The organism is Pantoea hericii (genome assembly GCF_014155795.1).
GTDB lineage: Bacteria > Pseudomonadota > Gammaproteobacteria > Enterobacterales > Enterobacteriaceae > Pantoea > Pantoea eucalypti.
Window position 1 is genome coordinate 164348 of record NZ_SCKV01000006.1, and the last position, 26703, is coordinate 191050.

Here is a 26703-nt window from a genome sequence, read left to right on the forward strand (position 1 = left end):
AGAAGGCGATGGACTCCGGAGATGACAAATTAATCGCAATTATCGGTTTGCTGGCGGCCTGCCTGATCGGGGTCACTTTCCTGTTTACCATGGTCTGGCTGACCGACGTTCGTCATCCTGCCGATCCCTCTCTTGATGTTCGCTCCTGTTACCCGAAGAACCATCCTTCTCAGCATGCCTGATTATGCGTTACGAGTGGTGAACTTAATCTGCTGACTGCGCAGAACCAGCGCCAGCGCTTCATGCAGCTTGCGGTTGCCATTAGGATCAGCTAATCCCAGCAGCGGACCGGGTGAACGCCGGTCGTCAGCCCAGGCGGGATACTCCACCACCGGATAGAGCGAAATGCCCTCCACTGCAATGCCGTGATCCAGCGCTACCGCCACGTTTTCACTGATCTCCTGCAGCCAGGGGGCGCGCGCGTCACCCTCTGCGCCGGTTTCGGCAATTAACATCGGGCGCTGGTAGCGTTGCCAGCACTGCGCCAGCAAAATGTGCAGTGGAGTTCGTGCCGGATCCTCCAGTGACATCGGCTGGTCGGGGAAAAACCAGTGGTTATCGGGATAGTAGTTCAGGCCCAGGATATCCAGGCAATCTTCACTGCCGCCTAACTCTTTATCAACGCGACCGGCCAGCATATCCCAGGCCTCGAACTGCGCCTGATGCTGCGCATCCGCGTAAGGTTTGCTGTCTGGATTATCGGGATGATGGGCAATCTGTACCAGCGGATCGGTCAGAACAAAACGTGCTTCCGGATAGACTTCGCGAATGGCGTGAATCGCTGCCAGCGAGGCACGGACCAGCTGTCGCTTCAGTTCTTTACCGCGATTAGCGGCATGGGGATTGAACCAGGCCACATCGGCTCCAGCCCATGACCAGAATGAAATTTGATTTACCGGCGTAAAGAAGGGGCGTTCGATGCCCTGATCGCGCATCAGTTGTGCCATCGCACGGGCGAAACGACTAAAATGCTCAACGAATTCGGCTTTCCAGATATTAAGATGATCGGGATAACCAAAGTGCGCCAGCTCCCAGATGATCTCCATCTGCTGACGCTGTGAAGCTTCTATCATCGGCAGAAAACTTTGCCAGTCATACTGGCCGGGGATCTTTTCAATCAGATGCCAGCGTGCACCGTCACGGGCGGTGAGCAGATGCTGTTCAGTCAGGGCAGCATAATCTTTTTCCAGCAGCATATCGTGGCCACTGCTGAAAACCATATCGAGCCGTTTACCCGGTGTACGGCAGGCGGTGGAGCAGGGAAAACTGCCCTGAAAAAAGCTGCGAAACAGGCTGGGATGGTAGCGCTGGCGGGCATCTGTAAGGGATTGATGAGACATATTCCTCTCCTGCCGGGTTAATGCCGGTCACAGATCGTCCGGTTAAGTCTAGACTAAAAAACGCCCATAACTGCCCACGCATTCGGAACAGAGGTATGGTGTCAGAGGGCGGGCCGGGGAATAATAAAAAATAACTGCATTTTACAGGGAATTGTCATGACCGAAGCGTTTGAGCTCTCCCAGTCATCGGAACGTACCAGCTGGCTGGAAACGCAGCTGGAGCCAGAGTGTCAGCGTCATCCGGGAATGAGCGGTGTACATCAGCTGAGCGACGGGCTGGATGCCTTTGCCGCACGCTATCTGCTGATGCAAAAAGCGGAACGTTCACTCGATATTCAGTACTACATCTGGCAAAACGATCTGTCGGGACGGTTGCTGTTCAGCGCGGTGCTGGAGGCGGCCCGTCGTGGCGTGAAAGTGCGGCTGCTGCTGGATGACAACAATACGCCGGGCCTGGACGATACGCTCGCCCAGCTTAATCGCCATCCCAACATTGAAGTGCGGCTGTTTAATCCCTTCTCGTTTCGTACCCTGCGCGCACTGGGATATCTCACTGACTTTACCCGTCTGAATCGCCGCATGCACAACAAGAGCTTTACCGTGGACGGTGTCACGACTGTGGTCGGCGGGCGTAATATCGGCGACGAATATTTCGGCACCGGCAATGAACCGTTGTTTGCCGATCTGGACGTGATGGCGATAGGCCCGGTGGTGAAAGAAGTCGCAGAGGATTTTGAGCGTTACTGGCGCAGTAAGCCGGTATCAAAGCTGCAGCAGGTGCTGGATGAAGAGGAATCCGAAGAGGACAGTGTGAGCCTGCCAGCAGAATGGCGTCACAGTGAACCGGTACAGCGTTACCTTCAGCGGCTGGAAAATTCGTCACTGCTACAGGAGCTGGAAGAGGGCACGCTGGACCTGACCTGGGCGAAAGCGCGACTGCTCAGTGATGATCCGCGTAAAGGACTGGGTAAAGCACGCGCCAGAAGCCTGCTGCCGCAGCGGATGATGGAGGTGATTGGTACGCCGCAGGAGCAGTTCGACATCATCTCTGCCTATTTTGTGCCGACACGCGCTGGCGTCGCTCAGTTGCTGGCGCTGAAGCGCAAAGGGGTAAAAATTGCCATTCTGACCAACTCGCTGGCGGCCAACGATGTCTCAATTGTCCATGCCGGCTATGCTAAGTGGCGCAAAAAACTGCTGCGTCACGGCATCGCGCTCTATGAACTTAAACCACAGGCGGGCGTGCCTGATGCCCCGCACGACCGGGGATTAACCGGTAACTCGGGCTCCAGCCTGCATGCCAAAACCTTTTCGGTAGATCAACAGACGCTGTTTATCGGTTCGTTTAACTTCGATCCGCGTTCTGCCGTGTTGAATACCGAGATGGGGCTGGTCATTGAGAGTGCGGCGCTGGCCGCAGAGACGCATCAGCGTTTCAGCCACTCGATGCGCGATCGGGCATGGACGCTGCGGCTGGATAAGTGGGGAAGGGTTAACTGGCTGGAGTATCCGGATGAGCCGCAGCAGATTGTGCATAAACACGAACCGGGTTGCTCGTGGTGGCAACGTCTTCAGGTAAGGCTGGTGTGGCGACTGCCGATTGAGTGGCTGCTGTAAACCGGACCTTGCCTTGGTTCAGGCGCTGGCTCAGGAAACATACGCCCTCCGCAAAGACGCAAAACCCGCCATCCCTGGCTCGCTCAGCGCGGGCGATTACGCACCTCATCTCTGAGGTGCGCCCGTTGCCGGGCCAACGCGTTGCGTTGTTCAAAAACGCTCCCGACGTTTGTGTCCCTGGCCCGCTATGCTTTGCTACGTGTGTATGCTCCCATCGCTTTAAACGCTTAAGCTGTCTGTGAGACACATCATTTATAGCCTGACCTCACTGATGGCCTGAGATCAGTGATCGCCTGTCATTGTGTTTGTTTACGCTCAAATTTCCCCGAGAACAGGAAGCGCAGCAGCGGGATGCGCAGGTGAATCTCATACAGCAGAAACGCGATGCCAAACACCATCAGCAGGCCCACAAAGAAGCCCAGCGTGTTGTTTTCAATCCGTGGTGTGACATAAATACCATACAAGAGCGTCAGCGGATGGTGCACCAGATAGATAAACAGCGACGCATTCACCAGATACATGATGCGTGGCGAATGCGAATTCAGCAGCTTATGACCAAAGCAGAAGCAGACGTTCAGCATGCAGAGACCCATCAGTGTGGTGATAATCGCATCCAGCTCATATAACCAGCCATCGCCGCTGCTGAGACGCTGATTTGTGCAGTAGGCAACAAACATCACCACCGCGCCGATCCACATCACCGGATTAAACCGCACAAACAACTGCTTCAGCGGCGGATGTTTCCATGCCAGCGCCCCCAGCATAAAGAACGGCAGATAGAAAAGCGTTTGCATAACCACAATGCTGAATAAGCCATCCATCAGCCAGGCTGGCTGGAATATAAACACCAGACGGCGGAACACACACCACACCAGCGCCCATGTCAGTACACCCGCGGTCAACGCTCCCCAGCCCACCCGCGTATAATCAATGGTGCGGTGCTGATCGCGCAACCAGCGGAACGTGACCATGCCGAGCGTGGTCAGCATCACCAGCACCACCAGGAACCACAGGTGTGAAATCAGCTCCCACATCAGGTTATTGAATTTCTGATACGGCGTGAATCGCGGCCAGTCAGCCAGCTTATCTGTCCAGGCCTTCAGCATGAAAAATTGCGGCAGCGTGAGCAGCGGAACGGCGGTGAGTAGCGGGATCCCCACACGCTCCAGACGCACTTTCAGGAAGCGACGTGGCTGATAGCGCAGATACAACATGTAGGAGAAGTATCCTGAAATGACAAAAAACACCTGCATACGAAATGCATGAATAAAGTCATTCAGCAGCGTCAGCCATAACGAGGCCTCATGACTGTTGACGGCCCATTTTTGCGCGGAGTAAATGAGGGAAACATGAAAAGGTACCCCCAGTAACATCAGATACGCGCGTATGGAATCGAGAAAGTATTCACGTTCAGGTTTTACAGTACTCATAAAGTTCCAGTTCGTTAGTACGTATGGCCGGTTTCACCCTGAAACCGGATTATGTTCTGTGAAAAGTCTACCTGGGATAAACCAGGTATACTATCAGTGGAATCCGTAGTGTCTAATTGTCCTAAAAGTAGCGTTAACCCAGACGAAATGCGGGAACAATGTTGCGCATAAGCTGTCGGAAAACCGAATAATCCTTTAAGATAAACGGGTTTGATTTAAGCACACGAAAGGGGGGGATGTGCCGACTAAAGAAAAAAATAAAGCCGGACTGATGAAGGTACGCTGGATTGGTACTGCAGTTCTGCTGGCGTTGTACGCCAATAACAGTTGGGCGTTTAACATCGATGATGTAGCCAAACAAGCCAAAGCGTTGGCAGGGAAAAGCTTTGAAGCGCCTAAAAGCAATTTACCCTCTCAATTTCGTGAAATGAAATTTGCTGATTATCAGCAGATCCAGTTTAACCACGATAAAGCGTATTGGGGCAAACTGCGCACGCCATTCAAGCTGGAGTTCTATCATCAGGGCATGTATTTCGATACCCCGGTGCAGATCAACGAAGTGACGGGCAGCGCGGTACGCGAGATTAAATACAACCCCGACTATTTTAATTTCGGTAACGTAAAACATGACGCAGAAGCGGTAAAAAACCTCGGATTTGCGGGTTTCAAAGTGCTTTACCCACTCAACAACAAGGGTAAAAACGATGAGATCGCCAGCTTCCTGGGTGCAAGCTACTTCCGTGTGATCGGTGCTGGCCAGGTTTATGGCCTGTCGGCGCGTGGCCTTGCCATCGATACGGCGTTGCCATCCGGTGAAGAGTTCCCGCGTTTCAAAGAATTCTGGATTCAGCGTCCTAAACCGCAGGACAAGCAACTGGTGATCTACGCACTGCTTGATTCGCCGCGTGCGGCGGGCGCGTATCGCTTTGTGCTGCATCCGGGTGAAGCGTCAACGGTTGATGTGCAGTCTAAAGTTTACCTGCGTGATAACGTCGGCAAACTGGGGATCGCACCACTGACCAGTATGTTCCTGTTTGGTCAGAACCAGCCGTCGACGGTGAACAACTTCCGTCCGGCACTGCACGACTCTGATGGACTCTCTATCCATAATGGCAACGGAGAGTGGATTTGGCGTCCGCTGAATAACCCGCGTCATCTGGCGGTGAGCACGTTCACCATTGAGAATCCGAAAGGTTTTGGTCTGCTGCAACGTGGGCGTGACTTTGACAACTACCAGGATCTGGACGACCGCTATGACCTGCGTCCAAGCGGCTGGGTTGAGCCAATCGGCGACTGGGGTAAAGGCCGGGTTGAACTGGTTGAAATCCCGACGGCAGATGAAACCAACGACAACATCGTTGCTTTCTGGACGCCAGAGACGCTGCCAGAGCCTGGTAAAGAGATGAACTTCAAATATCGTCTGCACTTCTCGCGCGACGAAAACCAGCTGCACTCCGATGATACCGCCTGGGTCAAAAATACCCTGCGTTCAGCGGGTGACGTGAAGCAATCTAATCTGGTGCGTCAGCCGGATGGCACCGTGGCTTTCACCATCGACTTCGTGGGTAAAGACATGAGTAAGATGGCGGAAAACAGTCAGGTGGCACCTCAGGTCAGCGTCGGTAAAAATGCTGATGTGGTTGAGCAGAGCGTACGTTATAACCCGGTCACCAAAGGCTGGCGTCTGGTGTTGCGTCTGCGTGTGAAAGATGCCAAACAGTCCACGGAAATGCGTGCGGCCCTGGTAAGCGGCGACAAGACATTGACGGAAACCTGGAGCTATCAGTTACCTGCCAATGAATAAATCGACTTTTACACCTCAACGTTATGTGGAATCTCTGCCGCTGGATGCGGCAGAGAAGGCACGCCTGAGCGTCTCCTTGCAGAATGCCGGCGAGTTCCACTTCATCCATGATGCGCTGGGAAGGGATGTCGCAGCCAGTGATCGTCCGGATGATGCGCCGTTAAAATCGGTCTCATCGCGGGTTGAAATGGCCTGGCCTGATTCATTGGCCGACGGTCAGCAGCTGGGCAAAGATTATCTCGACCGCACCACGCTGAAAGCGATGCCGAAGGTCAAACGCTCACTGATGTTCCCGGAAGCGTGGCGGACCAACCCGGTCGCCCGTGCCTGGGACTCACTTCGTGGACACAAATCGGTTCCGCGTTATGCCAATGCGGAAGAGCGTCGTGCCGAAGAGAAGTGGCGTCATGTCGGTTCAATTCGTCGCTACATCCTGCTGATCCTGACCATATTTCAGACGGTGGTCGCCACCTGGTACATGAAGAGTATTCTGCCTTATCAGGGCTGGACGCTTCTGGATCCGATGGAGATGATCAATCAGAACTGGCAGCAGTCAGTGATGCAGATTCTGCCTTACTTATTGCAGACCGGTATCCTGTTCCTGTTCGCCATACTCTTCTGCTGGGTCTCTGCTGGCTTCTGGACAGCACTGATGGGCTTCCTGCAGCTGCTGATTGGACGTGACAAATACAGTATCTCTTATTCAACGGTCGGAGATGAGCCGCTAAATCCGGAACATCGTACTGCGCTGATTATGCCGATCTGTAATGAAGACGTTGAGCGTGTTTACGCCGGTCTGCGTGCGACATGGGAATCCGTGGTTCGCACCGGTAACGCTGAACACTTTGACGTTTACATCCTCAGCGACAGTTACGATGCGGATATCGCCATTGCCGAGCAGAAAGCCTGGATGGAGCTGGTGCGGGATGTTGGCGGCGCAGGCAAGATTTTCTATCGCCGTCGTCGTCGTCGTGTGAAGCGTAAAAGCGGCAACATCGATGACTTCTGCCGTCGCTGGGGCAGCAACTATAGCTACATGGTCGTGCTGGATGCGGATAGCGTTATGAGCGGTGAGTGTCTCACCGGTCTGGTACGCATGATGGATGCTAACCCGAATGCCGGGATCATCCAGTCGTCGCCGAAAGCATCGGGTATGGATACGCTGTATGCGCGCTGTCAGCAATTTGCCACGCGTGTATACGGTCCGCTGTTTACGGCCGGTCTTCACTTCTGGCAACTGGGCGAATCTCACTATTGGGGTCACAACGCTATTATTCGCGTAAAACCCTTTATTGAGCACTGTGCACTGGCTCCGTTACCGGGTGAGGGCTCTTTTGCCGGGTCGATCATGTCCCATGACTTTGTGGAAGCTGCGCTGATGCGTCGTGCTGGCTGGGGCGTCTGGATTGCCTATGACCTGCCGGGATCCTATGAAGAGCTGCCACCGAACCTGCTGGATGAGCTGAAGCGTGACCGCCGCTGGTGTCACGGTAACCTGATGAACTTCCGCCTGTTCCTGGTAAAAGGGATGCACCCGGTCCACCGTGCGGTCTTCCTGACAGGGGTTATGTCCTACCTGTCTGCTCCGCTGTGGTTTATGTTCCTTGCGCTTTCAACTGCCTTGCAGGTGGTGCATACGCTGATGGAACCGACCTACTTCCTGCAACCGCGGCAGCTGTTCCCGGTCTGGCCGCAGTGGCGTCCGGAGCTGGCGATAGCGCTCTTCTCGACCACCATGGTGCTGTTGTTCCTGCCGAAGATGCTGAGTGTGGTGTTGATCTGGTTCAAAGGGTCAAAAGCCTACGGAGGTCCTCTGCGCCTGCTGGCTTCACTGGTGCTGGAAACGCTGTTCTCAGTGCTGCTGGCGCCGGTACGTATGCTGTTCCATACGGTGTTTGTTGTCAGTGCCTTCCTCGGCTGGGAAGTGGTGTGGAACTCTCCGCAACGTGATGACGATGCGACACCGTGGAGCGAGGCATTTAAACGTCACGGTTCGCAGATGGCATTGGGTCTGGTGTGGGCAACGGGTATGGGACTGCTGGATCTTAACTTCCTGTGGTGGCTGGCCCCGATTGTCTTCTCGCTGATTCTGTCTCCGTTTGTTTCTGTGATGTCGAGCCGCTCAACACTGGGTCTTAAGAGCAAGAAAGCCAAATTGTTCCTGATCCCGGAAGAGTACTCGCCGCCGCAGGAGCTGGTGGATACCGATCGTTATGTGCTGCTAAACCGCGAACGTGCGCTGGAAAATGGTTTTATGCATGCCCTGTTCCATCCTGCGTTTAACGCACTCGCAACGGCACTGGCGACATCGCGCCATAAGCAGAGTCAGCTGCTGGACTATGCACGTGACCGTCGTGTGGATCAGGCACTGAGCGATGCACCGGATAAACTGGGCCGCGAGCAGCGACTGCAGTTAATCAGCGATCCGGTGGTACTGGCCCGTGTTCATACCCGACTGTGGGAAAATGCGGATAAGTATCATCAGTGGGTAGAGAGTTATCAGAAACTTAACCTCAACCCTAACGCGCTGGCAAAAAACGCGTAATCTGAAAAGCGGCAGCGATGCCGCTTTTTTATGGGATTAAAACAGCGATACGCTGATAAATTGTTTGCTGGCAGTCACCGTGAGCAGCGCGTGACGTTCTCAATGGCAGTTCATAGCGGGTATCAGTGGTGAAAGCATTTTTAAAGGCAGGCGTTGTTGTAGCTGCGGTGCTTTGCTTAAGCGGATGCGGCAGTATCATCAGTCGCACCCTGCCGGGACAGGGACACGGCAATCAGTATTATCCCGGCGTACAGTGGGATGTACGCGACAGCGGCTGGCGAGTCTTAACGATCCTCGATTTGCCACTGTCGCTGGTGGTTGACACCCTGTTGTTACCGGTGGATGCCAGTCACGGTCCTTACGAATAACTGCGATCGGAGTCGCTGTTATCATCTTCCCACTCTTGCGCGGCGGCTTCACCCTCTTCGGTGTCCAGCGGCGGCTCAAGCTGGAATTCGCCGTCATCCCACTCGTGCAGGGTATTTTCTGCTAACCACTCCTGACGCAGTTCAACTTCGTCAAAGTCAGCATCAAAGATGGCCTGTGCGGCGTCACCGCTGCGGAAGGGCAGGCATTCGCCCGCTTCACCTTCATCGGTCAGGAACTCAGCCTGCCACATAATATCGCCATCCTGCATGACATACTTTTGCAGGCCAAACTGACTGATCGATGCTTCTTCTTCATCCACCTCAGGATTGTTAGCGAGGTACTCTTCACGTGCAGCATCAATCGCTTCCTCTAACGTACTGTACATGCTCATCAATCTTCTCCTTACCGGGTTCATTAACTGCAGATTCATTTGATTTCAGTGAAGGATAGACGAAATTCAGGGGAGGGAAAGGGCGGGTCAGTGCAACTGGCGGGAAATAAACCATTTCCCGCCAGTCAGGGTCAGATCATCTTTTGTGGAAAGTGCAGAACGGGTTGAACAGAGTCATGAATCACCGGCGCTGAGTAGCGGATACAGCATTTTATACAGGGCTTAACTTTCTTAAAATTAATTCTGGCGATGGAAAGCGCCTGGTTCAGGTTATATAAAGTGCCAATGAAGATGACTTCATCTTTATCTGGCATTCGCTTACACCCTTTACGATGAAGGAAATGATAATTTTCCTGATCGGTACCAATTGTGACGTAATAGTAGAGACCTTTGTTCATATAATATGTCCCGATAGAGGTTTGCTGTGTTGTCTTTTTATAATTTTTGTCAGAGCGGTTAAAGATCTGACTGTCACGAAAGAAACTACCGATTAGCTTTAACTTCTTCAAATGCCATAACGGTCTATCAGACTGTTAAAAAAATGTAAAAAGGAATATAGGTCAAATTAACAAGGCAAAAGCTTGTAATATAAGTTAATTTTAATCGATCTATTAGCCAGAATACATCGTTAAGCCTGGCTAAATAGGATTAGGCCTGGTTTGAAAGTTAATTAGCACCAGATAACATTAAATACAGTACGCTGAAAATTAATGACTAAAAAGAAAATCAGGCAGAATAGCGCCTATTAGTAAGGTTTTTGATTATAAAATCGAATTTTAAATAGATAAATAAACTATTTTGAACTTCATGGTTGATTAATTAACGGTCCTGAAAATTCGATGAAACGATGAACCCGCCACGAGCGACTGATTTATTCAGCAGAGCATAGAGTAAGAAAAGCGCTAAATGCCAGAAAGACATTTAGCGCGAAAGGATTAATAACGGGAGGGTTCGCCTTCGGGGCGGGTTTTAAAGCGACGATGAAGCCACATATACTGTTCCGGTGCCAGCAACACGCCTTCTTCAACCACTTTGTTCATTCTGGCAGCGGTGACAACATCGCTCTCCAGCGTAAATTCGTCGCTGATGTCAGGCAGTATCATCAGTTCATAACCACGACCACCAGGCAGACGACGCGGCACAAAGGGAATAACCGCCGGTTTACCAGTACGAATCAGCAAATGGGTGCCCACCGTGGTTGCCGCTTTTTCCACAGCAAAGAAGGGCGCAAAAACGCTGCTGCGTGGGCCATAATCATGGTCGGGTGCGTACCAGATAATGTCGCCGTTTTTCAGCGCGCGAATCATTCCTTTAAGATCTTTGCGGTCAATCATACTTTTATTTGAACGCATCCGGCCTTTAACCTGCAGCCAGTCGATCAATTTGTTGTCATTAGGGCGATAGACGCCAATGCCTGGATTATGGATACCAAACATGCGCGCCCCAATTTCCAGTGTCAGAAAGTGCATGCCAATAAGCAGTACACCACGCTGACTATCCCGCGCCTGCTGAATATGCTCCAGACCTGAAGGCTTATGCCATTTATTGATGCGCCAGTCAGGCCAGAACCATGCCATCCCGGTCTCGATCAATCCCATGCCAACCGATTCGAAATTGTGTTTTACCATCGCTTCACGTTCATTGATCGGCATTTCCGGAAAACATAATTCCAGATTACGTCGGGCGACACTGACGCGGTGCTTCATAAAACGCATCCCGATACGACCAATATTGCAGCCGAGAACATAAAGCAGGGGATAGGGAAGTAGCACCAAAAGATAAAGAAAAGCGACACCCACCCAGGTCAACCAATAGCGCGGGTGAAGCAGTTCTCGTGAAAACTGAGGCAACTGGGTCATATGAAGGTTAATTTTCCTGCGTCGCGCACCGTGCGGTGCTGATATCTCATTAATTTCTGCCATTGTGCCAGTTTTTATCGAGCGTATAAATATCACTGACGGAACAGGCTACTGCAGGCGGATGTAAACTCTCCAGATATTGGCGGAAAAAACAGCACAAGATGATCGGTTCTTACACTGGCCTTTGCATCCTGCTGAAATCAGGTATCATGTGCCCGCTAAAATTCTCCTATTGATAACAGGAAAGAACACCATGCCAGTGTTACATAACCTCGTTTCCAATAAAGAGCTGAAGGCGCGCATGCTGGCTGAAACTGAGCCGCGCACCACTGTCTCTTTTTACAAATATTTCCAGATTGCTGATCCAAAAGCATTCCGTGATGCGCTCTACGTTGGCCTGACAGCACTCAAGGTGTTTGGCCGCGTCTATGTCGCGCACGAAGGGATTAATGCGCAGATCAGCGTGCCCGCCAGTCAATATGAAAAGATGAAAGCGTGGCTCTATAGCTTTGATCCGGCGCTGAATAATCTGCGTATGAATATTGCACTGGATGATGATGGAAAATCGTTCTGGGTGCTGCGTCTGAAAGTGCGTGATCGCATTGTTGCAGACGGTATTGAAGACAGCAGTTTCGATGCCAGCAATGTGGGTCAGTATCTTAAAGCAGCAGACGTTAACGCGATGCTGGACGATCCTGACGCACTGTTCGTGGATATGCGAAACCACTACGAATATGAAGTGGGGCGTTTTGATAATGCGCTGGAAGTGCCTGCTGACACCTTCCGCGATCAATTGCCGATGGCGGTTGATATGCTGCAGGATCAGAAAGACAAAAAGATCGTAATGTACTGCACCGGCGGGATCCGCTGTGAAAAAGCCAGCGCCTGGATGCGGCACAACGGCTTTGAGGATGTCTATCACATTGAAGGCGGGATCATCGAGTATGCCCGCCGCGCGCGTGAGCAGGGGTTACCGGTACGCTTCAAAGGCAAAAACTTTGTCTTTGATGAGCGGATGGGTGAACGTATTTCTGACGACGTGCTGTCGAACTGTCATCAGTGCGGCGAACCCTGTGATACCCACGTCAATTGCGTCAATGACGGCTGTCATCTGCTGTTTATTCAGTGCAAAAGCTGCGCAGAGAAGTTTGAGAACTGCTGCAGCCCAATCTGTCAGGAAGAAGCAAAACTCTCTCCGGAAGAGCAGCGCGCTCGCCGGGCGGGACGTGAGAATGGCAATAAGATCTTTAACAAGTCACGTGGCCTGTTAAATATGACTATTCCTTCGCCAGTGAAGAAATAAACGTGGCCGCCTGAAGTGAGCTTCAGGCGGCGTGTTGTTTTACTGACGTACACCTTCAACTGAGATCATCAGCTGCACCTTCTGCGAAGCGGGCCCCAGATCTTTAGTGATGTTGAAATCTTTCAGTGCAATTTCCCCTTCGGCCTCAAAGCCAGCGCGGTAACCGCCCCACGGATCTTTACCTTCACCCAGCATTTTCGCCTCCAGCGTCACCGGTTTCGTCACGCCATTCAGCGTCAGATTGCCGGTAATCTTCAGCTCATCACCCTCTTTTTTTACCTCTGTGGATGTAAACGTGGCCTGCGGGTTTTTACTGGTGTTCAGGAAGTCAGCGCTGCGCAGGTGCTTGTCACGTTCAGCGTGATTGGTATCGACGCTGCTGGTGTTAATCGTGACGTCGACTTTGTCTGCTGCAGGGTTCTTCTCATCAAAAGTGAAGCTGCCATCGAAATCTTTAAAGGTGCCGTAGAGCCAGCTGTAACCCAGATGCTGAATACGGAACTGAATAAACGCGTGCTGGCCCTCTTTATCGATTTTATAGTCTGCAGCATTGGCGGTCATCGAACTGAGCAGCAGGCTGGCACCGGTCATCGCCAGCAGAGTCTTTTTGAACATATTATTTATCCTTTTCAGAGGGAGAAGGGATGCGTAAACCTGACATCCGTTTTAGGGTGATATCACGATCGATAAAATGATGTTTTAACGCAGCCAGACCATGCAGTACCGAGAGGATCACAACCGTCCAGGCCAGCCAGAGGTGAATGTCGCCCGCCAGGTCAGCCTGCGCGCCTGCACCGCTGAACAGCGCAGGCAGGGTAAACCAGCTAAATACAGATATCGGTTTGCCATCGGCGGTTGAGATCAGATAGCCACTGATTAAAATGGTCAGCAGCAGGGTGTACAGCAAAAGGTGCGCAACCATTGAACTGATACGCACCAGCGGGGAATAACTGCTCAGCGGTTTTGGCGGCGGCGAAATAACACGCCACACCAGACGAACAATCAACGCCAGCAGTAGCATCACGCCAATGCTTTTATGAATTTCCGGCGCGTCGTGATACCAGCTATCGTAGTAGCCCAGGCCGACCATCCATAACCCCAGCGCAAACATGGCATAAATCGCCAGCGCCATACACCAGTGCAGCAGCACGGCAATCAGTCCAAACTGATGAGATGAATTGCGTAATAACATGATGTCGTTTCAAAAAAGAAATAATATGAAATAAGAATCTACATTATGAAATATAAAAGCAATTGCCCTTACGTTTCTATAAATTTTATTTTTTAATATGAAATGGCTGAATAAAAGGAGGTGAAGATGCGCAATATTTCTGAATGAGTTATTTGTGGCAAAGGGCTCGTCAACGAATAAGGCAGCGAATTAACCTAAAGTGCGGAATAAAACAGTGTCATTATGTCAGCAAAATTCAGTTTACGTCAGTTAATGTCAATGGGTGGCGCCCACTTTATGCCACCCATTTTCAGCGTCAGAAGCGCGAAAGGCGGAAAGGGGTCAGATCAAATGAGAACGGTTTTTTCTGAGCAAATTCTGCAGCCAGTTCACCTAATACACTGGCAAATTTAAACCCGTGTCCGCTGAGTCCGGTAATCAATAAACGGTCAGGTTCACCTGGCAGCGTATCAATAATAAAGTCCTCATCCGGGCTGAAATCGTAGCTGCAGGCTTCACCATGCAGACAGACACCCACGCCGGGTAAAAACTGACGCAGGAAACCAAAGGCTTCACTGCCATCGGCCGCGACCGCACCAAAAGGTTTACGATCCTCTGGTTGCTGCATCGGCTGCCCGCCATCATGACGCCCCACCTTCAACGCGTTGTTATCCGCCGGGAAGCCATAGAACTGGCTGCCATTCGTCATTTCCACCGTAAAGCCGGGAAACTTATTGTTTTCGCTGTAGCGACCATCAGCCTGATACCAGGCAAACACTTTTCGGGTGGGGGCCACTGGCAGGTCAGGAACTAATTTACCGACCCAGGTGCCGGCACTGACCAGCATTTTGCGACCCCGATAGATACCGTCCAGGGTGGTGACCTGCTGCAGATCGCCATCACGTCCCAGCTCGGTGACCGGACAGTTAAACAGCTGTGCACAGCCCGCCTGCTCCGCCAGCTGAATCCAGCTGCGAACCGCCTGTTCGCACTTCAGATAGCCGGAGTCCGGCTCAAAGACGCCCAGATAACCCTCAGGCACGTTAATTTGCGGCCAGCGCTTTCGCACGTCATCGGGCTGCATTACCTCAATGTTGAGTTGCCAGCGAGCGGCGCTGTCGATGACGTTCTGAATAAAAGGTGACTGAATTGGCGCAAGGTTAAGTACGCCGCTGCGATGCATAATGCGCTCACCGGCGCGCTGTTCCAGTTCATCCCACAGCGTCTGCGCTCGCAGGACCAGGGGAACGTAGCGTTCGCCTTCGCCATAAGCGTGACGGATCAATCGACTTTCGCCGTGATGCGTGCCCTGATTGTGGGGAGGATGTGCACTGTCGATCATCAGCACCGATAAACCCGCCTGGGTAGCATAGTAGCCTGCCGCCGCGCCCACTGAGCCGCTGCCGACGACGATAAGATCATAAATCATGATAACTGTGCTCTAAGAGTAAGATAATCAAAAGAATACCAGAAACAGAAACGAAAAAGGCACCCCTGAGGGCGCCTCTTTGATGCGGCAGAGATTAATGCTTATTGAGGAGTCGTTCTATCTGCTCGGCTGATTCTATCTTGGCGATGCCCGCTTCGAGTATCGAGATAAACTGCCTTGCCACATCCGTTGTCAGCCAGTAAGTAGGGCCAACATCCGCTTCTTCTTCTTTTTGATCCTGCGACGACAGCGAGTGCAGGCGGATCATCATGGCGTCATAGCTATCAACGGTACTGATATCCCAGCCCACCAGCGGATGAGTCTGAATAACGTCTTTTCTTCTGTCCATTATAACCTCCTTATTACTCGTTAAACGAAGTGCATGGTGAGGTTCAATGCGGCTTTTTTATTCCAATAGCGAAACTATTATAACAGTAAACCAGGGAATCATGACTTTAAAAAGGCCGTGAGTCAGCTTCTCACAGAATATTTGCGTTTGAAAGGCGCGGAGGAAAAAATAAAATGCCTGGCAGGCAGGCATTTTAATCACTATTCATTGGGCAGGTAAAAAGTGGCTTAAGCCACGTGAGCGGGCTTAAAGCGTCGGGCTTTCTGGCACGATGCCGCCGCCGCGTTTCTGTAGTGTTTCTGCCAGACGGGCAAAGTGCTGCTGAAGCTGTTCATCATGGTTTTGATTTTGGGCTTCCAGCGACAGATTGTGCACCAGCAGCTGACTGGCGCGATCGTCAAGACAGAAAATCAGACTGGAAAAGGCATTTTCCAGCACCGTCAAACGACGCTGTTGATCACCAATCAGTGCTAACAACTCACCAAAGGTCATCGCCTCTTCCGGTTTATCAGTAGTCATGGTGCGCACCTCCTGTTATGCGTGACGAGCGCAAGGATAGGGCATTGATCATTAAGAGTCTAGATGCAGAGAGGGGGAAGTGCGAGAGGGAAGAAAAGATAAAAAAACCGGGTGGCGACACCCGGAAAAAAAGCACAGTGGCGGTTAATCAGTAATGAACCAGTCATCAGCACTTTCCCACGTCTGCTGCAGGATTTCGCTGATCTGGTCGCGCGTCTCTTTTCCACCGCCCAGCACGCTGAGATTATTGGCACTGGCGTAACGTACCTTGACGTGATTGGTCGAGTCAGGGAACTGTTCATCAATGCGGCGCGATAATTCATCGCTTAACGCTTCAATCGCGCCAGCAGGAAGAGGTCGGGTATTGGATACGGTAATTTCAACGCGCATAATAGCCTCCGGTTAAGATACTGTATATATTTACAGTATCGACGAGCCGGAGGCAAGTAAAATTATGCGATGCGCCAGTTCAGTGTTTCACCCGCCAGGAACGGCACCAGAGCGTGGCTGCCGAGCGCGATTGATTCAGGCACCTGCCAGGGCTCACGCACCAGCGTAATCGTCCCTTCATTCAGCGGCAGGCCGTAGAAACGCGGCCCATTCTCAGAACAGAACGCTTCGAAATGTTCCAGCGCGTTCAGCTCTTCGAAAACGGTGGCGTAAGCGGGCAATGACGTTGGCGCATTAAACACGCCAGCGCAGCCGCAGCTGGCTTCTTTGAGATGGCGCAGATGCGGCGCAGTGTCAGTGCCGAGGAAGAATCGTGGGTTTCCGCTTGCTACCACCTTACGCAGCGCTTCCTGATGCACGTTGCGCTTAAGGATCGGCAGGCAGTAGAGGTGCGGACGAATACCGCCCACCAGCATATGGTTGCGGTTAAACATCAGATGCTGCGGGGTAATGGTTGCGCCCAGCGTCTCATCGGCGGCGGCGACATAGTCAGCGGCGTCCTGCGTGGTAATGTGCTCCATCACCACCTTCAATGCCGGAAACTGGCTGCGCAGCGGCACCATTACGGTTTCGATAAACCGGGCTTCACGGTCAAAAATATCAACGTGTGCATCGGTAACTTCACCGTGGATCAGTAGCGGCATACCGAGCTTCTGCATACGCTCCAGCACGCGGGCAATCGACGCGATGTTGGTGACGCCATGGCTGGAGTTGGTGGTGGCGTGCGCAGGATAGAGCTTGGCCGCGGTGAACAATCCCGAGGTAAAACCGCGCTCCAGCTCATCAGGATCCAGCGAGTCGGTCAGATAGCAGGTCATCAGCGGCGTAAAAGCGTGCCCGGCGGGCAGCGCCGCCAGGATACGATCGCGGTACGCTTCACCTGCCGCCACGCTGGTTACCGGCGGCACCAGGTTCGGCATGACAATGGCACGACCATTCACCGCGCTGGTATAGGGCAGGACCGTGTTGAGCATCTCATCATCACGCAGATGAATATGCCAGTCGTCAGGGCGACGCAGGGTAAGTTGCTGAGGTTGTGCTGTCATCAGTGAAGCTCCGGCAGAAGGGAAACAAAAGGCATGTTTTGGCCGGGGTCTAAGCATAAGGATTCAGGCAACCGTTTGCACCTGCTTTTTATGTCGATAAAGAAAATCCGCGCCATAAGGCGCGGAGATCGGGATTACTGTGTGAACGGAATGACCAGTTCTCCCGGTTTCACTTCCAGTCCTTTGGCAAATTTCTTCGCCAGCGACTCGCCTTTACTGCGGTCAGCACTCAGTACATAAGCAGGATTTTGATCAAAATAGCTTTTGAGTGACTGATTCAGGTATGGCGTCAGCGTCTTCATAATTGACGCCATTTTTTCCGGGGCAACCTGCGTATCGACAATCTCCAGATCGCGAAGATAGATGGCGCCCTGCTGCGGCTCATAAACCGGCTGAGCACGCATCTTCAATTGCATATCGGCCTGCTGAGGACCAAACAGTGAGGTGACGTTAATTTTTGCATTGCCGGAAAGTGTCACCTTTCCTGGCTCTTCGCGCCCAATCTGACTGGTCAGGTTGTTCAGCACAATATGCGCGTTAACCAGTCCGGATACGCCAATGTCTTTCTCATAGTTGTTATGCTTCTGCAGCGCCTGATTCACTTCCTGTTCGCTGATGGTGTATTGGGTCAGTTGATTACATCCGCTCACCAGCAGCGCAATCAACAGGGCCGTCAGCCCGAAAAATGCCTTTTTCATCGATCTTTATCCTGAATATCAGAGCCAGTAAACAGGCTATAGCCTGCCTGAATGCGGGGCGGGTGTCATCAGGAAAGGGATGAGAAACGCCGCAGCGTCTCTCATCGCGGCAGGGTTAGTGGGATATTGAAGAGAGAAGATTTACCTGGGTCTGTTTAGCCATATTATCGCGGTAGTCAGCGACCCGTGCTGGCCAGTCGATACCCGCCACCAGCGTCAGTGAGCGCAGCAGTGGAAAGAGATTAAAATCATCTTCTGACAGCTCGCCGTTCACCGCATTGGGCTGTTCGATTAATTTGTCCAGCTTGCGCAGATCCTGGCTGACATTTTTAATCAGCCCGGCCGAGTGACTTTTCAGCGCGTCAAAATCACCGATGCTTGCCTGCTTTTTGGTGCGGAAATAGTCACGCGCCTCCGGGGTAGCGAATTCGGCAAACGCCGACTCAGCAATGCGCGGCAGTAGCAGTTTGTTGACATAGCTATTCATATGACGCAGCCAGTCAGCGATTGCCGGATTCAGCGCGCCGGTAATCAGCGGCTCGCGATCCTGCTGATCGACATAATGCACAATATCCATACTCTCAGGCATCGCGCTGCCATCCTGCTTCTGCAGAATCGGCGCCATTTTCTGCCCAATCAGCCGGTTCGGCGTCTCCTCGTCGTCGTTTAGCATCACCACCAGCTCAACCGGTTTGTTCTTCAGGCCAAAAATCATTCGCGCTTTAACGCAGAAAGGACAGTGGTCATAGATATAGAGCTTCATCCTGATCTCCCGGGTTTCAGAGGGTTATTGTTAAACAGAACGAATCAATTCTTTCTGTTTTCGGGCGTGTGAAAAGTATGGAAGAGATTACTCAACAGGGCAAACTCACCTGGCAGAGGCATCACAGGAACCGCCGCTTAAACCAGCCATTCTGATGAATGAAAGCGGTGATAACAGAGCAAAATCAACCTCTTTATGGCGAAAAAGCTGTAACGTTTTACCGCAGCCCAGGCGACGGTTATAGTGAAAGCCGGTTAATGACGGCTCATCTTCATCAGCCATTGATTTCAGGAGTCAGGATGTTTGGCTATCGTTCTGCCGCGCCCAGGGTGCGATTAACCACCGATAGACTGGTGGTCCGTCTGGTTCACGAACGTGATGCCTGGCGAATGGCAGATTACTATTCGGAAAATCGCCAGTTTTTAAAACCCTGGGAACCGGTGCGCGATGACAGCCACTGCTATCCCTCAGGGTGGCAGGCAAGGCTCGGACTGATTTCGGACATGCATAAGCAGGGTTCCGCCTTCTATTTTATTCTCATGGACAGCGATGAAACCGAGGTGCGGGGCGTGGCGAATTTCAGCAACGTGCTGCGCGGATCGTTTCACGCCTGTTACCTTGGCTATTCACTGGGTGAAAAGTGGCAGGGACAAGGGCTGATGTTTGAGGCGTTGCAGGCGGCTATCCGCTATATGCAGCGCCAGCAGCATATTCATCGCATCATGGCGAACTACATGCCGCACAACCAGCGCAGCGGCGATCTTCTGGCGCGACTGGGTTTTGAGAAAGAGGGATACGCGAAAGATTATCTGCTAATTGATGGGCGCTGGCAGGATCACGTGCTGACAGCGTTAACTCTGCGGGAATGGACGCCTGACCGGCGTGGATAATGATGAGGATGCGAGCATGAAGATGGTTTTATCGGCGCAGGCGTTGCGCGTACTGGGCTGTCTGCTGGAGAAGCAGGTCACCACGCCGGAGCAGTATCCGCTGTCACTGAATGGTGTTGTGGTTGCCTGTAATCAGAAATCGAATCGCGATCCGGTCATGGAGCTAAGCGAAAGCGAGGTTCAGAATCAGCTCGATCTGCTGGAAAAACGGCATCTGATCACCGCCAGCAGCGCCGCCGGGCAACGGGTAGTGAAATATGAGCAGCGTTTCTGTAACTCTGCGTTTGGTGCGCTGAAGCTCAACAGCGCGGAAGTCGCCCTGCTGACGCTGCTGCTGCTGCGCGGGCCACAAACACCTGGCGAACTGCGTACCCGCAGCGGTCGTCTGCATGAGTTCAGTGACGTCAGCGAGGTCGAGCAGACGCTGGAAGGCCTGATGCAGCGTGACGACAGTGCACAGGTGATGCGCCTGGCGCGAGAGCCGGGTAAGCGTGAAAGCCGCTTTATGCATCTGCTGAGTGATGATAGTGATCAGCCGCAGGCCGCTGACGCGCCGGAAGAGCAGGGAGACCTGGCGACGCGCATTACCCTGCTGGAGCAGCAGGTCGCGGCGCTTCAGGCCCAACTCACCCAACTGCTGCAAACGGAGCGCTGAAATGACACTACGTATTGGTGTGGTGGGATTAGGCGGTATCGCGCAGAAAGCCTGGTTGCCTGTGCTTTCTGCGGCAACAGACTGGACGCTGGTGGGCGCATTCTCCCCGAACCAGGCCAAAGCCCGCCCAATCTGCGACAGTTATCGCATCTCAAATTTTGGTTCGTTAAATGATTTAGCGGCTGCCTGCGACGCGGTCTTTGTCCACAGCAGCACCGCTACGCATTACGACGTGGTCAGGGCACTGCTGCTGGCCGGAAAAGATGTCTGTGTGGACAAGCCGCTGGCTGAAACTCTGGAGCAGGCTGAGTCGCTGGTGGCGCTGGCGGAAAAACGTCAGCGTAAACTGATGGTGGCGTTTAACCGTCGATTCGCGCCGCGCTATCAGCAGCTGCGGGCGAAGATGACCGACGCTGCCTCTCTGCGGATTGAAAAGCATCGCAGCGATAGCGTCGGGCCACAGGATCTTCGCTTTACCCTGCTCGACGATTACCTGCATGTGGTGGACACCGCACTCTGGCTGGGCGGCAAACCGTTTCGCCAGGTTCAGGGACGTATCGACACCAACGAACAGGGACAGATGCTCTATGCTGAGCACCATTTCAGTGTTGAAGGGTTAACGATCTCCACCAGCATGCACCGCCGCGCAGGCAGTCAGCGCGAGCGGGTCAGTGCGGTATGTGACGGTAAGTGCATCGACATCAGCGAGATGCGCGACTGGCACGAAGAGCAGAGTGATGGCCTGATAATTACGCAGCCACCCGCCTGGCAGAGCCATCTTGCTCAGCGCGGTTTCAGCGGCGCGGCGCACCATTTCATTGACTGTGTACAAAATCAGACGAAGCCTGAAACCAGCGGTGAACAGGCGCTGATGGCGCAGCGTGTCGTGGAAAAACTGTGGCGCGAGGCCACCCGCGAATAACGCCTTGTAACACTCCGTGCTGGTCATTTCCCTCTGTGGCAGTAGACTGTCGCCGGGCATGCTCAGGTGCCCGCGCTAATTTTCCTTTTTTGCTGATTCTTTTCAGGATGCGCCGTCAATTATGAATTTGTTGAAATCGCTGGCAGCGGTCAGTTCTATGACCCTGTTTTCCCGCGTACTGGGCTTTGCCCGTGATGCCATTGTGGCGCGGGTGTTCGGCGCCGGAATGGCGACCGATGCGTTCTTTGTTGCGTTTAAACTGCCCAATCTGCTGCGGCGTATTTTTGCTGAAGGTGCATTTTCTCAGGCTTTCGTGCCGATTCTGGCTGAATACAAAAGTAAGCAGGGCGAAGAGGCGACCAGACTCTTCCTGGCTTACGTCTCGGGTCTGCTGACGCTGGCGCTGGCGCTGGTCACCGTGGCGGGCATGATCGCTGCGCCCTGGGTCATCATGGTCACGGCGCCCGGCTTTGCTGACAGTCCCGATAAGTTCGCGCTGACCAGCTCGCTGCTGCGGGTAACCTTCCCCTACATTATGCTGATTTCGCTGGCGTCGCTGGCGGGTGCGGTACTCAACACCTGGAACCGTTTCTCGGTGCCAGCCTTTGCGCCGACTCTGCTGAACGTGAGTATGATTGGTTTTGCGCTGTTTGCTGCGCCACACTTCCATCCACCGGTGATGGCGCTGGCCTGGGCCGTGGTGGCTGGCGGCGTACTGCAACTTGGCTATCAGCTGCCGCACCTGAAGAAGCTGGGGATGCTGGTGCTTCCGCGCCTGAATCTGCGTGATGCGGGTGTCTGGCGGGTTATGCGTCAAATGGGGCCTGCCATTCTGGGCGTTTCTGTCAGCCAGATTTCCCTGATCATCAATACCATCTTCGCCTCGTTCCTGGTCTCAGGTTCAGTCTCCTGGATGTACTATGCTGACCGTCTGATGGAGTTTCCCTCTGGTGTGCTCGGCGTGGCGTTGGGCACTATTCTGCTGCCATCGCTGGCTAAAAGTTTTGCCAGTGGCAACCATGATGAATATTCCCGACTAATGGACTGGGGTCTGCGCCTCTGCTTCCTGCTGGCCCTGCCCAGCGCCGTAGCCCTGGGTATGCTCTCCGGCCCGCTGACCGTGGCACTGTTTCAGTACGGTAAATTTACCGCTTTTGATGCATTGATGACGCAGCGTGCCCTGATTGCTTACTCTGTCGGCCTGATGGGACTGATTGTGGTTAAAGTGCTGGCACCGGGCTTCTATTCCCGTCAGGACATCAAAACGCCGGTTAAAATCGCGATTATTACTCTGATCATGACGCAGGTAATGAACCTGGCGTTTATTGGTCCGCTGAAACATGCCGGTCTGTCACTGTCGATTGGTCTGGCAGCCTGTCTCAATGCGTCGCTGCTTTACTGGCAGTTGCGTAAGAAGAATATCTTTAACCCGCAGCCAGGCTGGAGCAGCTTCCTGACCCGCCTGCTGGTCGCGGTGGTGGTCATGGCTGGTGCACTGTTCGCCATGCTGCAGTGGATGCCCGCATGGGAGCAGGGCCCGATGCTGTGGCGACTGCTGCGTCTGGCGGCGGTCTGTGCAGTTGGCGGCGGGGCCTATTTCCTGGCACTGGGGCTGCTGGGCTTCCGGTTGCGCGACTATGCTCGGCGCACGACTGTGTAAGGTTTGCAGCCATGAGAAATTCAATGTGCAGGGAACGGGGGCATAGGAGGAAAGCGTCCCACGCCATGGACAAAAACGCCGGGAGCGTTTTTGAACAACGCGAAGCGTTGGCCCGGCAACGGGCGCACCTCAGGGATGAGGTGCGTAATCGCGTGGGCCGAGCGTGTCATGGATGACAGCTTTTGCGTCTTTCCGATCTGACCCGGTTCCCTGTACAGGCACAATCTCAAAGCGAATCGTGATAAAGAAAATAACGCACCAATAAAAAAATCCCGCACCTGGCGGGATTTTTTACGCTACTTTTCGACTCAGGCTTTACGGCTTAACGTCGCCTGGCCTTTACCCATCCCATCCGGGCCATAAAAGGCCTGCGTCTGATGCGGCTTCAGCACTTCAAGTGCATTTTCGGTGTAACGAATCTGATGTTGCAGCAGCAGGCCATTGTGGACATTGGCATCCTGCAGACGACGGGAATGCTGCTGGATCGTATCCCAGCGGCGAGCCATGTCGTTCTGACCACGATAAGGTGCTGATGTCGCCTGACTCTGTTCAGCGGCGCGACGCATCTCATCCAGATAGTTGAGCGTACTGAGCAGCGCGCTTTTATCTTCGGTGATACGCTGCAGCAGGTTGCTGTTAATGCTGCCCGCTGCCAGCTGCTGCTGCTCTTCTTCCAGCACGGCTGACAGCGATGCCAGCACGTCCTGCATCTTATCTAATGTGGTCTGCAAATTACTCATGGGAATTAGTTACCCTCTAAATACGCCTTGGTGTCGGCAATCAGCGCATCGGCGATTTTGCCGGTATCCATCTTCAGTTCGCCATTACGAATGGCGGTTTTCAGTTGTTCAACGCGCTCGACGTTAATATCTTTGCTGCTCGGCTGCATCAATTGCGCCTGCGCGCTGCTCAGGCTGACCTGGGCTGCTGCAGGGGTCGTGGCGGCTGCCACCGGGCTGGCGCTCTGGCGCACTTTGCTGTTACCGGACTCACTGCTATCGCGGCTCTGTACGGTGCTGGCGGGTTTCAGCGGTTGCGTTCTGTCAATGCTCATATTCGGGCTCCTGTACGGTCAGGGGGAAGTCTGCCACCTGAATCATAATAGCGTTATCGCTTTGTTGATTCTTCTATCGGCAGCACTTAGGGCTTCTTTAACACTTTACAGCGTTATAAGAATATTCCCATCCTCCCGGACCTTACCGCTGACAACCTGGCCATTTCCCATCCGGACACGGACCGACTGCGAACGGGCGGCATTGTTCAGCGCCTTGCCCTCACCGCTGGCGTCAAATCCATCACCGCTGGCAATCACCATCACATTCTGACCCGCCTTAACCCGCCACGGCTGACGCAGCGTGGACGGATTAATCGGCTGTCCGGGCTGGATATCGCGCAGCACCACAGCATCGGCGACCGAGTCCGCATTCAGCAGGGCGCGGGCGGGCAGGGTGTCCAGGCGGCCGGTCTGCAGCGTGAAATCACTCTCGCTAACGCTACTGCCCTGACTCAGCAGCCGGTTCGCCACCAGATAAGAGCCGGTGACCTGGACCTGTACCTGGATATAACGGCGATTCTCACCGCAATTTGCCGCCACGCTCATATTGCCCCACAACCGGCTGTTGCCGGGCAGCGTGAACTGTGGCGCCTCACAGGCTGGCCACTGTTCTTTCGGCGTGCGAACCACTACGACCATGCCAGCAGCATGCTGGGCGTCACGCGCTTTAAAAAATTGATTCAGTTGTGCATTGAGATCCCCGGCAGAAGCTGGCAGGGCAATCACGACCAGCAGACTGGTCAGCAGGGTCAGATATCGACGCATTGTGCATTTCCTCACTGATGATGGCGACGAGTGTAACCTTTAAGAAAAATCCTCAATTGTCAAAATAGCGGTCATTTAAGTCGCTATTCAGACGATGACGTCTTGCTTTTTCAAATTAAGCTGCGAGCTCGAAATTCTCATACGCGGAGGAAACATGCTCGACAAACTGGATGCGGCGCTGAAATTTGGTACGGAGGCCCTCAACCTGCGTGCTCAACGTCAGGAGATCCTGGCGTCAAATATTGCCAACGCCGATACCCCTGGATATCAGGCCCGGGATATCGACTTTGCAAGCGAGCTGAGTCGGGTGATGTCCAATGGTCGTGCGGAAGGCAGCAGCATGGCGCTAAAAGTCACGTCAGCCCGGCACATTGAAGCACAGACAAACGGCGCACCATCGATGGATATGCTTTATCGCATTCCCGATCAGCCTTCTGCCGACGGCAACACCGTAGATATGGACCGTGAGCGTACGCAGTTCGCGGATAACAGCCTGAAATATCAAACCGACCTCACCCTCATCAGTAGCCAGATCAAAGGCATGATGAGCGTGTTACAAGGGCAATAATTATGGCCTTGCTGAATATTTTTGACATTGCCGGCTCAGCGATGACCGCGCAATCACAGCGATTAAACGTCAGTGCCAGTAACCTGGCGAACGCCGACAGCGTCACCGGCCCAGATGGTAAGCCTTATGTTGCTAAGCAGGTGGTCTTCCAGACCGATGCGGCACCCGGCTCCGCCACCGGCGGTGTGAAAGTGGCAAAGGTCGTGGATGATCCCACACCCGCGAAGCTGGTGTATGACCCGGGCAATCCCATGGCTGATGCCAAAGGCTACGTGAAGATGCCGAACGTGGATGTGGTTTCTGAAAGCGTCAACACCATGTCGGCGTCACGCAGTTACCAGGCCAACGTTGAAGTGCTCAACACCGTGAAGTCGATGATGATGAAAACCCTGACCCTTGGGCAATAACGGAGAAAATTTATGGCTATCGCGGTAGGCGTTAACGACAAGCTGGACCCCACGGTTCTTAGCTCTTCTAACACCAGTGGCACGGGCAACAATGCACAGGATCTGCAGAACCAGTTCCTGACCATGCTGGTGACGCAGTTAAAGAACCAGGATCCTACGAATCCTATGGATAACAGCCAGCTCACCACGCAGCTGGCACAGATCAATACCCTGAGCGGCATTGAAAAACTGAATACCACGCTGGGATCGATCTCCGGCCAGATCAACACCAGCCAGTCACTGCAGAGCTCCACGCTGATTGGGCATGGCGTAATGGTCAATGGCGGACAGATTCTGGTTGGCAAAGGCACCACGACGCCATTTGGCGTTGAACTGGCCTCTGCCTCAACCGGCGCAACCGCCACCATTACAGATGCCAATGGCTCGGTAATCAACACCGTCGATCTGGGCGCGCTGAGCGCGGGTGTGCACACCTTCTCGTGGGACGGCAAGCTCACCGATGGCTCCGTTGCGCCAGATGGTAAATACAGCGTTGCGATTGCCGCAAGCAATGGCAACACACAACTGGTGGCACAACCGCTTAACTACGCCTACGTCAATGGGGTGAGTACAGCGAACAACACCACAAAACTGGATCTCGGCACCATGGGCTCCGCCACCCTTGACGACGTACGTCAGATTCTCTGATTAACCTGTAGA

General features: G+C 53.3%; 30 protein-coding genes. 13 read left to right on the forward strand and 17 right to left on the reverse strand.

Annotation, left to right across the window (positions count from 1 at the left end; translation table 11 throughout):
* The first annotated feature begins 8 nt into the window (after positions 1-8).
* The gene (locus H7K52_RS14740; RefSeq protein ID WP_003849936.1) at positions 9-182 is read left to right on the forward strand and encodes a hypothetical protein; all 174 of its coding nucleotides are present in this window, start codon (positions 9-11) and stop codon (positions 180-182) included.
* Here H7K52_RS14740 and H7K52_RS14745 read toward each other — a convergent pair whose 3' ends face one another.
* Positions 183-1340: a glycoside hydrolase family 1 protein gene (locus tag H7K52_RS14745; RefSeq protein WP_078804269.1), complete on the reverse strand. Its 1158-nt coding sequence runs from the start codon at positions 1338-1340 to the stop codon at positions 183-185. It lies immediately after the preceding gene.
* A 156-nt stretch (positions 1341-1496) separates the two neighbouring features.
* Between H7K52_RS14745 and H7K52_RS14750 the strand changes: the two genes are divergently transcribed.
* Positions 1497-2957 (forward strand): phospholipase D family protein, encoded by a 1461-nt coding sequence (locus tag H7K52_RS14750; protein ID WP_003849932.1) that lies wholly within the window; start codon positions 1497-1499, stop codon positions 2955-2957.
* A 296-nt stretch (positions 2958-3253) separates the two neighbouring features.
* Here the strand turns inward: H7K52_RS14750 and mdoC are convergent, their stop codons facing one another.
* A complete protein-coding gene (mdoC, locus tag H7K52_RS14755; RefSeq protein ID WP_003849931.1) occupies positions 3254-4387 on the reverse strand; it encodes a glucans biosynthesis protein MdoC in 1134 nt (377 codons plus the stop codon).
* A 268-nt stretch (positions 4388-4655) separates the two neighbouring features.
* On the opposite strand from mdoC, the gene H7K52_RS14760 reads away from it, so the two are divergent.
* From H7K52_RS14760 to H7K52_RS14770, 3 genes are all read left to right on the forward strand, one after another.
* Positions 4656-6191, forward strand: coding sequence for a glucan biosynthesis protein G (locus tag H7K52_RS14760; RefSeq protein ID WP_175501468.1), 1536 nt, complete (start codon positions 4656-4658; stop codon positions 6189-6191).
* On the forward strand, positions 6184-8736 hold the full coding sequence (gene mdoH / locus H7K52_RS14765; protein ID WP_182630173.1) for a glucans biosynthesis glucosyltransferase MdoH: 2553 nt from the start codon (positions 6184-6186) through the stop codon (positions 8734-8736). The genes H7K52_RS14760 and mdoH overlap by 8 nt, the downstream gene beginning before the upstream one ends.
* Before the next feature lie 128 nt (positions 8737-8864).
* Positions 8865-9104: a YceK/YidQ family lipoprotein gene (locus H7K52_RS14770; RefSeq protein WP_033743162.1), complete on the forward strand. Its 240-nt coding sequence runs from the start codon at positions 8865-8867 to the stop codon at positions 9102-9104.
* Here the strand turns inward: H7K52_RS14770 and H7K52_RS14775 are convergent.
* The 3 genes from H7K52_RS14775 to H7K52_RS14785 all read right to left on the reverse strand — a co-directional run bounded on the left by H7K52_RS14775 (position 9095) and on the right by H7K52_RS14785 (position 11355).
* Complete coding sequence (locus H7K52_RS14775) at positions 9095-9496, reverse strand: MysB family protein (RefSeq protein WP_003849925.1); 402 nt, start codon at positions 9494-9496, stop codon at positions 9095-9097. The two genes, H7K52_RS14770 and H7K52_RS14775, sit on opposite strands and share 10 nt — an antisense overlap.
* Before the next feature lie 131 nt (positions 9497-9627).
* Positions 9628-9894: a hypothetical protein gene (locus H7K52_RS14780; RefSeq protein WP_182630174.1), complete on the reverse strand. Its 267-nt coding sequence runs from the start codon at positions 9892-9894 to the stop codon at positions 9628-9630.
* Between the two features lie 537 nt (positions 9895-10431).
* A complete protein-coding gene (locus H7K52_RS14785; RefSeq protein ID WP_008925917.1) occupies positions 10432-11355 on the reverse strand; it encodes a Kdo(2)-lipid IV(A) acyltransferase in 924 nt (307 codons plus the stop codon).
* A 253-nt stretch (positions 11356-11608) separates the two neighbouring features.
* Here H7K52_RS14785 and trhO point away from each other — a divergent pair, with 253 nt between their 5' ends.
* Entirely contained in the window at positions 11609-12658 is a 1050-nt protein-coding gene (gene trhO, locus H7K52_RS14790) for an oxygen-dependent tRNA uridine(34) hydroxylase TrhO (RefSeq protein WP_003849918.1), read from the forward strand.
* 39 nt (positions 12659-12697) lie between these two features.
* On the opposite strand, the gene H7K52_RS14795 is transcribed toward trhO, so the two are convergent.
* From H7K52_RS14795 to grxB, 9 genes are all read right to left on the reverse strand, one after another.
* The gene (locus H7K52_RS14795) at positions 12698-13273 is read right to left on the reverse strand and encodes a YceI family protein (RefSeq protein WP_078804271.1); all 576 of its coding nucleotides are present in this window, start codon (positions 13271-13273) and stop codon (positions 12698-12700) included.
* Position 13274: 1 nt separating this feature from the next.
* The gene (locus H7K52_RS14800) at positions 13275-13850 is read right to left on the reverse strand and encodes a cytochrome b (RefSeq protein WP_003849915.1); all 576 of its coding nucleotides are present in this window, start codon (positions 13848-13850) and stop codon (positions 13275-13277) included.
* A 295-nt stretch (positions 13851-14145) separates the two neighbouring features.
* The gene (gene solA, locus H7K52_RS14805; protein WP_008925919.1) at positions 14146-15258 is read right to left on the reverse strand and encodes an N-methyl-L-tryptophan oxidase; all 1113 of its coding nucleotides are present in this window, start codon (positions 15256-15258) and stop codon (positions 14146-14148) included.
* A gap of 94 nt (positions 15259-15352) precedes the next feature.
* Positions 15353-15607, reverse strand: a complete 255-nt coding sequence (bssS, locus tag H7K52_RS14810) for a biofilm formation regulator BssS (RefSeq protein ID WP_003849911.1) — start codon at positions 15605-15607, stop codon at positions 15353-15355.
* Positions 15608-15853: 246 nt separating this feature from the next.
* Positions 15854-16126: a hypothetical protein gene (locus tag H7K52_RS14815; RefSeq protein ID WP_003849909.1), complete on the reverse strand. Its 273-nt coding sequence runs from the start codon at positions 16124-16126 to the stop codon at positions 15854-15856.
* Between the two features lie 144 nt (positions 16127-16270).
* Entirely contained in the window at positions 16271-16516 is a 246-nt protein-coding gene (dinI, locus tag H7K52_RS14820; protein WP_003849907.1) for a DNA damage-inducible protein I, read from the reverse strand.
* 62 nt (positions 16517-16578) lie between these two features.
* On the reverse strand, positions 16579-17622 hold the full coding sequence (pyrC, locus tag H7K52_RS14825) for a dihydroorotase (RefSeq protein ID WP_003849906.1): 1044 nt from the start codon (positions 17620-17622) through the stop codon (positions 16579-16581).
* A gap of 134 nt (positions 17623-17756) precedes the next feature.
* Positions 17757-18320 carry a lipoprotein gene (locus H7K52_RS14830; protein WP_003849904.1) on the reverse strand — a complete coding sequence of 188 codons (564 nt, stop codon included), beginning with the start codon at positions 18318-18320 and terminating at the stop codon, positions 17757-17759.
* A 115-nt stretch (positions 18321-18435) separates the two neighbouring features.
* A complete protein-coding gene (grxB, locus tag H7K52_RS14835) occupies positions 18436-19083 on the reverse strand; it encodes a glutaredoxin 2 (protein ID WP_003849902.1) in 648 nt (215 codons plus the stop codon).
* 299 nt (positions 19084-19382) lie between these two features.
* Between grxB and rimJ the strand changes: the two genes are divergently transcribed.
* The 4 genes from rimJ (at position 19383) to murJ (ending at position 23210) form a co-directional block, all read left to right on the forward strand.
* Positions 19383-19973, forward strand: coding sequence for a ribosomal protein S5-alanine N-acetyltransferase (gene rimJ, locus H7K52_RS14840; protein WP_003849899.1), 591 nt, complete (start codon positions 19383-19385; stop codon positions 19971-19973).
* 16 nt (positions 19974-19989) lie between these two features.
* Positions 19990-20628, forward strand: a complete 639-nt coding sequence (locus tag H7K52_RS14845; protein WP_154926076.1) for a DUF480 domain-containing protein — start codon at positions 19990-19992, stop codon at positions 20626-20628.
* A gap of 1 nt (position 20629) precedes the next feature.
* On the forward strand, positions 20630-21550 hold the full coding sequence (locus tag H7K52_RS14850) for a Gfo/Idh/MocA family protein (protein ID WP_008925923.1): 921 nt from the start codon (positions 20630-20632) through the stop codon (positions 21548-21550).
* Positions 21551-21671: 121 nt separating this feature from the next.
* Entirely contained in the window at positions 21672-23210 is a 1539-nt protein-coding gene (gene murJ, locus H7K52_RS14855; RefSeq protein ID WP_182630175.1) for a murein biosynthesis integral membrane protein MurJ, read from the forward strand.
* A 308-nt stretch (positions 23211-23518) separates the two neighbouring features.
* Here murJ and flgN read toward each other — a convergent pair whose 3' ends face one another.
* The 3 genes from flgN to flgA all read right to left on the reverse strand — a co-directional run bounded on the left by flgN (position 23519) and on the right by flgA (position 25029).
* Positions 23519-23950: a flagellar export chaperone FlgN gene (flgN, locus tag H7K52_RS14860; protein ID WP_003849895.1), complete on the reverse strand. Its 432-nt coding sequence runs from the start codon at positions 23948-23950 to the stop codon at positions 23519-23521.
* Positions 23951-23955: 5 nt separating this feature from the next.
* On the reverse strand, positions 23956-24264 hold the full coding sequence (flgM, locus tag H7K52_RS14865) for a flagellar biosynthesis anti-sigma factor FlgM (protein WP_003849894.1): 309 nt from the start codon (positions 24262-24264) through the stop codon (positions 23956-23958).
* A gap of 105 nt (positions 24265-24369) precedes the next feature.
* Positions 24370-25029, reverse strand: coding sequence for a flagellar basal body P-ring formation chaperone FlgA (gene flgA, locus H7K52_RS14870; protein WP_008925924.1), 660 nt, complete (start codon positions 25027-25029; stop codon positions 24370-24372).
* Between the two features lie 154 nt (positions 25030-25183).
* Between flgA and flgB the strand changes: the two genes are divergently transcribed.
* The 3 genes from flgB to flgD are packed head-to-tail and all read left to right on the forward strand — an operon-like array spanning position 25184 to position 26691.
* A complete protein-coding gene (gene flgB, locus H7K52_RS14875) occupies positions 25184-25597 on the forward strand; it encodes a flagellar basal body rod protein FlgB (RefSeq protein ID WP_003849889.1) in 414 nt (137 codons plus the stop codon).
* A 2-nt stretch (positions 25598-25599) separates the two neighbouring features.
* Complete coding sequence (gene flgC / locus H7K52_RS14880; RefSeq protein WP_003849888.1) at positions 25600-26004, forward strand: flagellar basal body rod protein FlgC; 405 nt, start codon at positions 25600-25602, stop codon at positions 26002-26004.
* Positions 26005-26016: 12 nt separating this feature from the next.
* The gene (gene flgD / locus H7K52_RS14885) at positions 26017-26691 is read left to right on the forward strand and encodes a flagellar hook assembly protein FlgD (RefSeq protein ID WP_003849885.1); all 675 of its coding nucleotides are present in this window, start codon (positions 26017-26019) and stop codon (positions 26689-26691) included.
* Positions 26692-26703 lie beyond the last annotated feature (12 nt).

Coding starts and splice junctions, on each gene's coding strand:
- H7K52_RS14740 (WP_003849936.1), top strand. CDS start 9: ATGGACTCCGGAGATGACAAATTAATCGCAATTATCGGTTTGCTGGCG.
- H7K52_RS14745 (WP_078804269.1), bottom strand. CDS start 1,340: ATGTCTCATCAATCCCTTACAGATGCCCGCCAGCGCTACCATCCCAGC.
- H7K52_RS14750 (WP_003849932.1), top strand. CDS start 1,497: ATGACCGAAGCGTTTGAGCTCTCCCAGTCATCGGAACGTACCAGCTGG.
- mdoC (WP_003849931.1), bottom strand. CDS start 4,387: ATGAGTACTGTAAAACCTGAACGTGAATACTTTCTCGATTCCATACGC.
- mdoH (WP_182630173.1), top strand. CDS start 6,184: ATGAATAAATCGACTTTTACACCTCAACGTTATGTGGAATCTCTGCCG.
- H7K52_RS14775 (WP_003849925.1), bottom strand. CDS start 9,496: ATGAGCATGTACAGTACGTTAGAGGAAGCGATTGATGCTGCACGTGAA.
- H7K52_RS14780 (WP_182630174.1), bottom strand. CDS start 9,894: ATGAACAAAGGTCTCTACTATTACGTCACAATTGGTACCGATCAGGAA.
- H7K52_RS14785 (WP_008925917.1), bottom strand. CDS start 11,355: ATGACCCAGTTGCCTCAGTTTTCACGAGAACTGCTTCACCCGCGCTAT.
- trhO (WP_003849918.1), top strand. CDS start 11,609: ATGCCAGTGTTACATAACCTCGTTTCCAATAAAGAGCTGAAGGCGCGC.
- H7K52_RS14795 (WP_078804271.1), bottom strand. CDS start 13,273: ATGTTCAAAAAGACTCTGCTGGCGATGACCGGTGCCAGCCTGCTGCTC.
- H7K52_RS14800 (WP_003849915.1), bottom strand. CDS start 13,850: ATGTTATTACGCAATTCATCTCATCAGTTTGGACTGATTGCCGTGCTG.
- solA (WP_008925919.1), bottom strand. CDS start 15,258: ATGATTTATGATCTTATCGTCGTCGGCAGCGGCTCAGTGGGCGCGGCG.
- bssS (WP_003849911.1), bottom strand. CDS start 15,607: ATGGACAGAAGAAAAGACGTTATTCAGACTCATCCGCTGGTGGGCTGG.
- H7K52_RS14815 (WP_003849909.1), bottom strand. CDS start 16,126: ATGACTACTGATAAACCGGAAGAGGCGATGACCTTTGGTGAGTTGTTA.
- dinI (WP_003849907.1), bottom strand. CDS start 16,516: ATGCGCGTTGAAATTACCGTATCCAATACCCGACCTCTTCCTGCTGGC.
- pyrC (WP_003849906.1), bottom strand. CDS start 17,622: ATGACAGCACAACCTCAGCAACTTACCCTGCGTCGCCCTGACGACTGG.
- H7K52_RS14830 (WP_003849904.1), bottom strand. CDS start 18,320: ATGAAAAAGGCATTTTTCGGGCTGACGGCCCTGTTGATTGCGCTGCTG.
- grxB (WP_003849902.1), bottom strand. CDS start 19,083: ATGAAGCTCTATATCTATGACCACTGTCCTTTCTGCGTTAAAGCGCGA.
- rimJ (WP_003849899.1), top strand. CDS start 19,383: ATGTTTGGCTATCGTTCTGCCGCGCCCAGGGTGCGATTAACCACCGAT.
- H7K52_RS14845 (WP_154926076.1), top strand. CDS start 19,990: ATGAAGATGGTTTTATCGGCGCAGGCGTTGCGCGTACTGGGCTGTCTG.
- H7K52_RS14850 (WP_008925923.1), top strand. CDS start 20,630: ATGACACTACGTATTGGTGTGGTGGGATTAGGCGGTATCGCGCAGAAA.
- murJ (WP_182630175.1), top strand. CDS start 21,672: ATGAATTTGTTGAAATCGCTGGCAGCGGTCAGTTCTATGACCCTGTTT.
- flgN (WP_003849895.1), bottom strand. CDS start 23,950: ATGAGTAATTTGCAGACCACATTAGATAAGATGCAGGACGTGCTGGCA.
- flgM (WP_003849894.1), bottom strand. CDS start 24,264: ATGAGCATTGACAGAACGCAACCGCTGAAACCCGCCAGCACCGTACAG.
- flgA (WP_008925924.1), bottom strand. CDS start 25,029: ATGCGTCGATATCTGACCCTGCTGACCAGTCTGCTGGTCGTGATTGCC.
- flgB (WP_003849889.1), top strand. CDS start 25,184: ATGCTCGACAAACTGGATGCGGCGCTGAAATTTGGTACGGAGGCCCTC.
- flgC (WP_003849888.1), top strand. CDS start 25,600: ATGGCCTTGCTGAATATTTTTGACATTGCCGGCTCAGCGATGACCGCG.
- flgD (WP_003849885.1), top strand. CDS start 26,017: ATGGCTATCGCGGTAGGCGTTAACGACAAGCTGGACCCCACGGTTCTT.